This is a genomic window from Bradyrhizobium sp. URHD0069 (assembly GCF_000701345.1).
Lineage (GTDB): Bacteria > Pseudomonadota > Alphaproteobacteria > Rhizobiales > Xanthobacteraceae > Bradyrhizobium.
The window spans coordinates 1-10565 of record NZ_JNIJ01000080.1 but is presented as its reverse complement, the minus strand read 5'-3'; the positions used below and the strand labels follow the sequence as shown (position 1 = coordinate 10565).

General features: G+C 60.2%; 7 protein-coding genes and 1 pseudogene. 2 read left to right on the top strand and 6 right to left on the bottom strand.

Annotated features, from left to right (window positions below):
• Positions 1-192 (bottom strand): annotated as a pseudogene (locus tag N554_RS0129155) (IS110 family transposase); the annotation flags it as partial.
• 243 nt (positions 193-435) lie between these two features.
• Complete coding sequence (locus N554_RS0129150) at positions 436-1677, bottom strand: efflux RND transporter periplasmic adaptor subunit (RefSeq protein ID WP_029586697.1); 1242 nt, start codon at positions 1675-1677, stop codon at positions 436-438.
• A gap of 308 nt (positions 1678-1985) precedes the next feature.
• On the opposite strand from N554_RS0129150, the gene N554_RS0129145 reads away from it, so the two are divergent.
• Together N554_RS0129145 and N554_RS0129140 are read left to right on the top strand one after the other, a co-directional pair.
• On the top strand, positions 1986-3155 hold the full coding sequence (locus N554_RS0129145; protein ID WP_197033791.1) for an efflux RND transporter periplasmic adaptor subunit: 1170 nt from the start codon (positions 1986-1988) through the stop codon (positions 3153-3155).
• 21 nt (positions 3156-3176) lie between these two features.
• The gene (locus tag N554_RS0129140) at positions 3177-6314 is read left to right on the top strand and encodes an efflux RND transporter permease subunit (protein ID WP_029586695.1); all 3138 of its coding nucleotides are present in this window, start codon (positions 3177-3179) and stop codon (positions 6312-6314) included.
• Positions 6315-6690: 376 nt separating this feature from the next.
• Here the strand turns inward: N554_RS0129140 and N554_RS0129130 are convergent, their stop codons facing one another.
• The 4 genes from N554_RS0129130 to N554_RS0129110 form a co-directional block, all read right to left on the bottom strand.
• A complete protein-coding gene (locus N554_RS0129130; protein WP_029586694.1) occupies positions 6691-8286 on the bottom strand; it encodes an SGNH/GDSL hydrolase family protein in 1596 nt (531 codons plus the stop codon).
• A gap of 490 nt (positions 8287-8776) precedes the next feature.
• Entirely contained in the window at positions 8777-9499 is a 723-nt protein-coding gene (locus tag N554_RS0129120) for a recombinase family protein (RefSeq protein ID WP_051677774.1), read from the bottom strand.
• 240 nt (positions 9500-9739) lie between these two features.
• On the bottom strand, positions 9740-9913 hold the full coding sequence (locus tag N554_RS0129115) for a hypothetical protein (RefSeq protein ID WP_156042174.1): 174 nt from the start codon (positions 9911-9913) through the stop codon (positions 9740-9742).
• 128 nt (positions 9914-10041) lie between these two features.
• A partial coding sequence (locus N554_RS0129110) for a DNA-methyltransferase (protein WP_029586691.1) occupies positions 10042-10565 on the bottom strand: 524 nt, incomplete at its 5' end.

Sequence of the window (10565 nt, the reverse complement as noted above, 5' to 3'; positions counted from 1 at the left end):
TTCGCGGGACCAATTGTGAGACGAGGCACAGGCCTCAATGCCAATCAGGCAGGGTGGCAGCTTCTCAAAGAACGCCAGGACCTGGCGACGCTTCAACTGGCGGCGGATGACCACCTGACCGGCGCTATCCACTCCGTGGACCTGAAAGACCGACTTGGCGATGTCGAGACCGATTGTCGTGACCGTCAGCATGGATAGCTCCTCCGAATCGTGGGAGCCTCAACAGCGCCCACATCCATGGCACTCAAGTGCCGGTGGAGGAGCCGTCCACAGCATCAACACCGGACATCGGCGTCTACCTACCAAGTAACGCTGGTCCTGGCGCAATGGTTGCTGCGACTGAATGCACACAACGTTGGATGCGATAAATTTCCGGATATGTGTACCCTTAGCCGACGTAGGTAGCCGCGATGCCCGCTCTACCTCCGTCTGATGTCAACTGCCGGACGCCCGGTCGGTGAACAGGCTGCCCTTTGTGATTATCAGCTCGCCGGGCCTCAGATTGCTCCGGACCTCGACGATGTCGCCATTGGTGAGACCGGTCTTGATCTGACGCAGTTCGATCGACTTGTCCTCGTGCGCGACCCAGACCCGGACCTGGTCGCCCTCGTAGATCAGCGCCACCCTGGGTACGCCGACCGAAGGCTGATCGCTGTGTGCGTGGATCGTCACAGTGGCGAACATTTCCGGCTTCAATTGCCCGCTTGTATTGTCGACAGTGGCACGGATCAGCAGCCGCCGGGTGGCGGGATCGATCCCCGCCGCGATGTAATTGATGCGGCCGGTGAGGGTGCGGCCAGGCAACGCCAGCAGACCAAACGTCAGTTCCTGCCCCACCACCACAGAGGAGGCTTGGGCCTCCCGCACAAAGGCGGCGAGCCATACGATGGAGAGATCGCCGATCACGAATACCGGATCACTGGCGCCGGCGTTGACGTATTGACCGGGTCCGATCTTGCGCTGCACCACCGTGCCCGCGATCGGCGCATAGATCGTTATTTCCGGATTGATGCGGCCGTTTTCCTGAAAGGTCGAGATCGCTTCGTCCGTGAGACCGAGGACGCGCAGCTTGTTGCGCGCCGCCTCCAGTGCCGCCTGTGATGAGAGCATGTCGTTCTGCGCCTGGATCAGAGTCACCTGGCTCTGCTGATAATCCTTCAGCGGAACGGCTTTACCTTCGAACAGATCTTTGGCGCGCTTGTCCTGCAGCTGCGCGAGGCCGTGCGCTGATTTGGCCTTGTTCAGCGCGGTCATTGCCGCAATGAATTCGTTCTGGGCCTGCACGTTATCGGCAGCCTCGATCACGAACAGCGGCTGCCCTTGCACGACGCTATCGCCCGGCTGCGCCAGTAATTTGGTGATCCGGCCGGCATAAGGCGAAAAAATCGGAGTTGATCGGTCCTCGTTGACTGCGATTTTGCGTTCCGTGACATGTTCTTCCCGGAAGGAGCGCACGGTCACCGGCTGGATGGTCAGGCTATCCCATTCAGCCGGGGTCAAGGCGTAGCGCTGCGAGCCCTTACGGGATTGGCTCGACACTTCGGAATGTTCGAATTGCGCATTTCTTAGATAAAGCAGTCCAGCAACGGCAAACGCGGCCAGCGCTATCAAGGGCACGCCAACGGCCAGCGGCTGATTGTTAAGGTTTCTAAATCTATTGACAGTTTTCGATAGCATTGCCCCTCGGGATGCATTCAGCGGCTGCCAGCGCATCGACCTCTCTTTGCCATTTGCTGGTTCGCTTTTTCGCCGCCTACCGTGACTATAAACACGGTCTTTGTCGCATATCACCCGTTTTCCACTAGCGAATTGCTGCAACGTCCGCTATGCCGCGCTCGAATCGGAACAAAAGCACGCCCATCTCAATCGTGCTGCGATGCAAAAAGGAACGGTTGCGGTTGCGGACGCCGGCGGGCGGCCGGCGCACGCATTTGGCGAAGAGAACCGATTATCCATCGGGAGGGCTATCGATCATGGCCAGGGCGGTGACAGCCACAACGTATCGACTGATCGCAATGCTGTTTGGCATGGCGCAGGCGACATCGTTTGCGGCGGACGAAGGCACGACGAAGGGCAGCGATTATGTGCGTGTTGTCTCCGATCAGATGCACCAGCTTGAAGTGGTGAAGGTCGAGCCCTATGCCTTCCGCGTTCAGAGATCGGCGATCGGTCAGATCTCGTTCAATGAAGACGCCACCACCATCGTTGTGTCGCCCTTCTCCGGCCGGGTTATCCGTCTGATCGCCAACGTCGGCAACCAGGTAAGGCGAGGCGATCCGCTGCTGGAAATCGACAGCGCCGAACGAGTCGCGCTGCAGAACGATTTTATCGCCGCCCAGACCGCCAGAAACAAGGCGCGCTCCCAACTCCAGCTGGCGCAAATCGGCGAGAAACGCATCCGCGATCTCTATGAGGGCAAGGCTGCCCCGTTCAAGGAACTGCAGCAGGCCCAGGCGCAACTCGCCGCCGCTGAGAGCGATATGCGATCGACCGACACGGCGTTCGAAGCCGCCCGCGTCCGCCTGCGCATCCTTGGCCGCACAGATGCGGAAATTGCGGCACTCGAGCAGCAGGGTACTCTCAGCCGCGTCACCCGGATTACCGCGCCGATCGATGGCACCGTCATCGTGCGCAAGGTCGGGCCGGGCCAATTTATCAGAGCCGATTCTGGCGAGGCTCTATATACGATCGCCGATCTCTCGATGATGTGGCTGAAGGCCGAGATCTTCGAGCAGGATATCGCGTTTGTGCGTATCGGCCAGGAGATCGAGGCAAAGGTTTTGGCTGCGCCGAACCGGATCTTCAAGGCGCGTATCAGCGCGATCAATTCGGCGTCCGACCTGACGACGCGCCGTGTTACGGTCCGCTCGGAGATCCATAATCCAGACGGCGCGCTCAAGTCCGATATGTTTGCGAGCGTCAAGATCGAGACCGAGGCGGCCGCGACAACGCCGGCGGTGCCGACTGTCGCGGTAATCCGTGAAGCCGATGTTGCGACGGTGTGGGTCGAGACCGAGCCTATGCTGTTCAAGCGCCGCTTGGTCGAGATCGGAGTTCAGCAGGATGGCTTGACGCAGGTTCGCAGCGGTCTCGCTCTCGGCGAACTGGTCGTCGCGCGCGGCGCGATTTTTGTCGATAACGAGTGGCGCCAATGATTTGGGTGGCTGGGGCCGTTTATGCTGCGTAGTCTCATTGCGTTCTGTATCTCCCGCCGGCTGCTAGTGCTGGTCGCGTACGCGGCCTTTCTCGGATTTGGATACGTTGCCTTCCTGACGTTGAACATCGAGGCCTATCCCGACCCGGCGCCGCCGATCATCGAGATCATCGCCCAGCAAGCCGGCCAGTCGCCGGAGGAAGTCGAGCGCTACATAACGATCCCGATCGAGATCGCGGTCGCCAGTACGCCAGGTCTGAAGTTCATCCGCTCCAATACCGTCTTCGGGCTTGGATTCGTTCGCCTGCAGTTCGAGTACGGCCGCGACTACAATTTGGTGCGCCAGCAGACCCTCAACCGGTTGAAGGATGCGGTGCTGCCGGTCGGCGTGCTCCCTGTGATCTCGCCTGCGGGCGGCATCAGCGAGATCTTTCGCTACGAGCTGGTGGGGCCTCCAGGCATGGACGTCATGCGGCTCAAGGCGCTGCAGGACTGGGTGGTCGAACGTAAGCTGCGCATCGTGCCAGGTGTCGCCGACGTCGCGGCGCTCGGTGGAAAAACCAAGGAGTTTCAGGCCGAGATTGATCTCGACCGCATGATGGCTTTTGGGCTGACGCTGCCGCAGATCATGACCGCGATCTCGGCGAGCAATTCCAATATCGGTGGCCGAACCATCGCGATCGGCGAACAGTCGGTCAATGTCCGCAGCATCGGCGTCATCACCTCAATGGACGATATCAGCAATATCGTGCTGACCCAGCAGGGCGGCGTGCCGGTTTTGGTGTCCGATGTCGCCAAGGTGCAGATCGGCTTCGCACCCCGGCTCGGTCTCGCCGGCCGTGACGACAAGACCGACGTCGTCACCGGCATTGTGCTGATGCAGAAGCTCGAACGCACCATGGACGTGGTCAAGCGCGTGCGGACAGCCGTCGAGCGGATTAATAGCGACGGATCGCTACCTCCCGGGGTCAAGATCTTGCCGTTCTATGACCGCGGCGACCTCGTCGCGATCACGGTGCAAACGGTGCTGCACAACCTGCTGTTCGGTGTCGCGCTAATTTTCCTGATCCAATGGGTATTTCTCGGCGATCTACGCTGCGCGCTTATCGTCGCGGCGAATATTCCGGTGGCGCTGTTCCTGGCGGTGATGATCACGGTGATGCGGGGGGAGTCCGCCAACCTGCTGTCGGTCGGCGCCATCGATCTCGGAATTATCGTCGACGGCACCGTGATCATGGTAGAAAATATCTTCCGCCAGATCGCCCACCATTCCGCGCGGATGTCATCGGACCGCAGTCCGACGCTGAGCGACAAACTCAGCTGGATCCGGACCGGCGCCGTCGAGGTCGATAAAGCGATCTTCTTTTCGGTGATCATTACGATCGCGGCTTTCCTGCCGCTGTTCACGATGCAGGGTGTGGAAGGTCAGATCTTCGGGCCGATGGCGCGGACCTATGCCTATGCGCTAATCGGCGCCGTTATCGCAACTTTCACCGTCACTCCGGTGCTGGCGTCCATCCTGCTGCCGGCGCATGTCCAGGAAGTTGAAACTTTCGTGGTCCGTCATATCCGTACAGTCTACCAAGCGGTTCTGGTGCGCGCGGTCCGCAACTATCGCCGCGCGGCGGTCGTCGCAGCGGTGTTTCTGTTGCTGTGTCTCAGTCTCGGGTTGCGGCTAGGCACAGAATTCCTGCCTAAGCTGGAAGAGGGCAATCTGTGGATCCGGGCGGTGATGCCGCCGACCATCACGCTGGAAGCCGGGATGGACACCGTGGCCAGAATCCGCGCTGTTATCTCGAGCTATCCGTCGGTCCAGACCGTGTTTTCTGAGCAGGGTCGCGGTGATGAAGGCTTCGATCCGGACGGCTCGTTTCTCGCCGAGTTTTTTGTCCCGCTGAAGCCGGCCGAAAAGTGGCCGGCCGGATTGACCAAGGAGCAGATCGTCAAGCAGATGAGCGAGCGGCTCAACCGCGAATTCGTCGGCGTCGACTTCAATTTCTCGCAGTACATCCAGGACAATATCGAGGAAGCCGTTTCCGGCGTAAAAGGCGAAAACTCGATCAAGATCTTTGGCAAGGACCTCCTCGAGCTGGAACGGTTATCCAAATCGGTGAAGACCGAGCTCTCCAGCGTTCGCGGGGTCGCCGACCCCGCCAGCTTCAACCTACTCGGCCAGCCCAATTTGATCGTCCGGATCGATCGCGCCAAGGCCGCGCGCTACGGATTCTCTGTCAGCGACATCAATTCCGTGGTCCAGGCCGCGATCGGCGGCCAGGAAGTTTCCAAAGTCTTCGAGGGCGAGATGATCTTCGCGCTGACGGTGCGTCTGGCGCCGGAATTCCGCCGGGATGTCGAGGCTATCCGCAGCATCCCCGTCGCGTTGCCGAATTCGGATTCGAGGAAGCCGACCGCCTATATCCGACTTAGCGATCTAGGCGAAATCAAGCTCGTTAGCGGCGCGGCCTATATCTACCGCGAGAACAGCCAGCGCTTCATCCCGCTGAAATACAGCGTCCGAGACCGCGATCTCGGTTCGACCGTGGTCGAGGCCCAGGAGCGGGTCCACGTGAACGTCCCGCTTCCCCAGGGCTACTCGCTGGAATGGTCGGGCGAATACGGCGCGCTGCAGGATGCCAAGAAGCGGCTTGCTCTGATCGTGCCGTTGAGCCTGCTTCTGATTCTGATGCTGCTGTACAGCTTGTTCAACTCAATTCGCGACAGTCTGCTGGCGCTATCGAGCATCCCGTTCGCGGTGGCCGGCGGCATTCTTGGGCTCTACATCGGCGGCCTGAACTTCAGCGTATCGGCCGCGGTCGGCTTCATCTCACTGTTCGGCGTTGCCGCGATGGATGGCATCCTGTTGATGTCCTATATCCGTCGGGACATCGACGAAGGTATGGGGACGGAAGACGCAATCATCCGCGCCTCCGAAACCCGGATGCGGCAGATCTTCATGACTGGCTTGTCGGCATGCATTGGCCTAGTCCCAGCGGCAATCTCGACCGGGATTGGCTCGCAGGTGCAGCAGCCTCTGGCCCGCGTGATCGTGGGTGGCATGCTGTTGTCGCCGATTTGCAGCTTGCTCGTGATCCCGGTGATGGCAAGATTGTGCCTGCGGACGATCAAGAAATCCGGCATGGCCCGTGTGCCGGAACGCTGAGTTCTTTCAGTCCTTAAACGTTAGCTGATAGGACGTTCCTATGTTGATCGCACCCCCTCGAATGCACGGCGCATCAATGTCCTTAGGCTGCCGCCGCTGCTTATGCGGAGACAGCGATGAACCGGATCGACCGCCGCGCGGATATGGCCGAGGCGGCGCGTCGCATCACGAAATCGATCCAGCGTAAGCACGAGGGTCTCGATGCGCTGGCGTTATGACATCGGAACAAGGTGAATCGCATAATATCAGCCAACGCACGGTCGAACTGCATAGTGCGAATTCGCGAAGTCTGGTGTGGGTCAAAAGGCGAAATACTCGCTGCGAGCAGATGTTTTCCGCTGTTCTCCCAACAGCAGACATTCGTTAGAGGCGCGTCTCACGCCGTCAGCAGATTCCAGTGGTCGGCCGTCTGCAAGAGCTGCTGCCGCGCAGAACTCTCATGGCCGCCACAGCCGTCCGCCATGTCGATCTGGTGCGTGATCAGATAAGGCGTATTCGGGTTGGTCGAGACCGAATCGATCTGCAATTCGATTCGCTCGACACCCGTAACATGCAGCCCGTCGACGTCGAACGTGCCGGGATGCCCTTGCTTGGCAGCCTGATCGAACGCCGCCTCAACCTGCCGAAATTCTGCGATGAATGCCTGTTCGGCCAGCGGGTTCTGGTCGTTGATGATGAAGCGCAGCGTGTCGTGGCCGCCGCCGCCGTCGATCGTTTGTTGGCCGAAGTTGAAGCCGCCGCCTGAAGAGAGCAGTCCCGCGCTTTCCTTGAGAACGAAAAGGTCGTCGCCGCTGTCGCCTGACAGCGTATCGGTGCCGGCACGATTGACGATCAACGCGTCTCCGCCGGCTCCTCCGACAAGCGTGTTGGTGCCGGTCGAATTGGTTTCCAGCACGTCGACGCCGGCGTCACCATAGAGCTTGGCGTTGCCGGAACCTGCGAAGATCAAGTCGTCGCCCGAGTCGCCGTGAACCGTCACGTTGCCGGAGCCTGCGAAGATAATGTCGTCGCCAGAGCCGCCATAGATCGTGTAGTTGCCGTTCAGCGCGGGATTGGTCGGATCGATCGGTGTTGCGAAAATGAAAATGTCGCCGTGCGCCCCGGCATGGATCACGCTTCGCGTGCCGTCGAGAAATTGCACGGTGTCCGACGTCAGCGTTGCGTCCGCGAACGCGGCCAGCACGCCATGACCGGCGCTGGTCGGATGCTCGCCGTCGAAGAAGGCGATCTCGTTCGGCGCGAACTGATGGGTGCCGGCCGCAAGCTGATCCGTCAAGGTGAAATTCGGATTCGGATTGAAGTCGAAGGCGGTGGGATCAGCGAACGCGGCCTCGCTGATCTGGAAGGCATCGACCACCTGGACGTTGGGATGGGTGCTCGCCATCTGCTCCAGCGCCGCGTTGTTAATCAGGTCGAGCTCATGGACGAACGCCACCACTTGTGGCCCCGCGGCTTGCGCGTTCGGCGTGGTTCCGAGGTCGGGCAGCGTGAACAGGATGATGTGCTCGACGCCGGCGTTGGTCAGCGTGGTGATCGCTTGGTCGATGCTCCCGACCACGTTGGCGACGAAGGTCTGAATCTCCTGGGACGTCTTGGGCAGGCTGGATAGCAGGAATGCATCGTAGTCGTTGCTGCCGATATTGATCAGCGCGGTCGTGCCTTCCGGCGCCTGGTGGCCGTTGAGATCAGCGAGATATCCAGCGATCTGGGTCGACAGATTGATCGGCAGCGGCTGTCCCGTCACTGGATTGACGATCAGCGGCGGCGACAAGTCGCTCGCTTCCGCGCCTGCGAAGGCGCGATCATCGAGATGCATGTGCAGGAAGCTGGCGAGTTGCTCCGCATAGACGGGGCCGTTGGAGGAGCGGCCCTCCCAAGCCGGCAGCTGCGGAAAGCCGATCAAGTCGAACAGATTCCCATTGTCCGACAGACTGTCACCGAAGACGACGAGCGTGGATATGCGGTGCGACATGACAAACTCCGGCGTTGAAGCGACTAAAATCAACACTTTCGCGTGGCGTCCGCCGAAGCCACCGGCTGGGTTGCAAATCCAGTTTGGGTCGCTGTTCGCTTATGCGAAGACCAACGACGTTGTTTGCTCGCAATCGCCCTGCAAATTTGACAGAGGATCGACGTTCTGGGTTTGCCAGGGGGCTGAGCATTGAGCGAAAGTGCGTCGGAATTTCGGCGGGTTGCCGAAGCTCACCGACAACAACTCTGCGATGTCCGAACGGCGCGGCCTCGCTGCGGTCCGCAATGTCTGAAATGGGTCAAACTGAGAAACACTCAGGATGAGCAGATGTCTTCTGCTCTTCTCCCAAGAACGGACGTTGGCTTAGCACGCCCCAAATTGTTGCGCGGATCAGCTGTTCTGGAATTTGCTCGGCGAAAGCCCGCCGAAACAGCCGCAGGCCGGCCAATCTCGGAAGCGATTTGGGCTGACGGGTACTTCTGCGCCATGTTCAGCAGCCCATCAGGAGAGCTTCACTAGCGGTTCGGTGGGCGTTTCGGCTGGATTGCGCTCGCGCTAGAAGATTGCGCACCGCCGAACGATGCCATTTCCCACCGCTTGCCGATCTGACCCCGCGCGCATTGAGCGCGTCGGCAATCTCGGCCAAGCTTGACGCTCCATTCTTGCGAATAGCTCCCAAGATCGGAAGAACGCTAGCGGCAAATTGGCCGGCGGTTCGCACCTGTATCACCCGGCCCGCTGATCCAGCTTCAGTCAGGTTCGCAAGATTACCCAGCTTTGCGCCAGCAGCTTTCTTTGCCTGCAAAGCTGCCTTGGTTCGTTCGGATATAAGCCGCCGTTCCTTCTCAGCTAGCGCTGCGAACAGGTGCAGCATGAACGGATCTGCGTCGCGCCCCAGCTCGGCGACAATAAAAGGGACTCGCTGGGCCATGAGGCCAGCGACGAACGCAACGTCGCGCGAAAGTCGGTCCAGTTTCGACACCACGATGAAGCATTTGGCGGCGCGAGCGGCGGCTAAGGCGGCAGCAAGCTGAGGCCGGCGGTCAAGGGCGTCAGCCCCCTTCCCCGTTTCCGCCTCCGTGTATTCGCCGACGATGGTGAGGCCCTCAGATGCCGCGAAGCGCTCAATGGCGCACCGTTGGGCCTCTATGCCGAGACCAGAGCGCTGCTGTCGTTGCGTCGAAACTCGAAGATATGCGACAGCGCGATCCATTGACCACACCGCATACCACCGTATGCCGTTTGGTCGTAGGGCAATCCAGAGCAATGTCATTGCTCTTTTCATGTTGCAGCAGCGCAGACAAATGGCGCGCTCAGGCGGCCTAACGCTCGAAGTTCTTTCACGCGTTGTCAGGGCCGCGTGCCTTCCAAAAGCGAACCCCGTGCCTTTCGTGGCCGCGTGAACGGGCTCCCAGCGGGTCGATCGCCATCCGGTTCGTAACTGCCGCCAGATCTACGCCATCAGCTCCGACCTACGAGCTTCTCGTTGCGCTTTGAAAGCAGCAATGAATAGCTCGAGGCCGGCCGAGGTTAAATCGTTCTCAGTGATTAGACCGAGCCGCATGAGGTTGACCGTCTCTATCGGAGCATCACCATTGAGGGACCCGCCGCCGAACAGCTTGATCATAATTCGCTGCTCCCTGCGCGTTAGCTCGTCCCAGAGTGTCAAATCATTCACCCAAATGCCTCGCGCGAATCACTGCGGGTCGCTGTAAGAGTTAGCCGATCGCTCAGAGGCGAAATCGTGGCGGTTTTCTATACAGCCTGAGAAGAGCCGACACTTTCGCTGGGCCGTCCGGCCGCTACTTCTGCGAACGATCGCCCGTCTTGGTCGAGCTTGGCATCCTCGCCTGTAAAGGCCTGCCAGCGAAGCACCGCGACATCGACATAGGCCGGATCGATCTCGATCGCGAAGCAGGAGCGGCCGGTCATCTCGGCCGCAACTATGGTGGTGCCCGAACCGCTGAAGGGCTCATACACAGCCTGTCCGGGTGACGAGTTGTTTTCGATCGGGCGGCGCATGCACTCGACCGGCTTCTGCGTGCCGTGGCCGTGCCCGTCGTCGTCGCGCGAATTGATGTTCCATAGTGTCGATTGCTTGCGGTCCCCGCTCCAATTCGCCCCGGCCGTCCCGCGCACCGCGTACCAGCATGGTTCGTGCTGCCAATGATAATGGCCTCTGCTGAGAGCAAAGCGGTCCTTGGCCCAGATGATTTGAGAACGCATGTCGAAGCCGGACGCCGCAAGCGATTGCTGAACTTCGCTCGTATGCCGGCCCG

Coding starts and splice junctions, on each gene's coding strand:
- N554_RS0129150 (WP_029586697.1), bottom strand. CDS start 1,677: ATGCTATCGAAAACTGTCAATAGATTTAGAAACCTTAACAATCAGCCG.
- N554_RS0129140 (WP_029586695.1), top strand. CDS start 3,177: ATGCTGCGTAGTCTCATTGCGTTCTGTATCTCCCGCCGGCTGCTAGTG.
- N554_RS0129130 (WP_029586694.1), bottom strand. CDS start 8,286: ATGTCGCACCGCATATCCACGCTCGTCGTCTTCGGTGACAGTCTGTCG.
- N554_RS0129120 (WP_051677774.1), bottom strand. CDS start 9,499: ATGGATCGCGCTGTCGCATATCTTCGAGTTTCGACGCAACGACAGCAG.
- N554_RS0129115 (WP_156042174.1), bottom strand. CDS start 9,913: ATGATCAAGCTGTTCGGCGGCGGGTCCCTCAATGGTGATGCTCCGATA.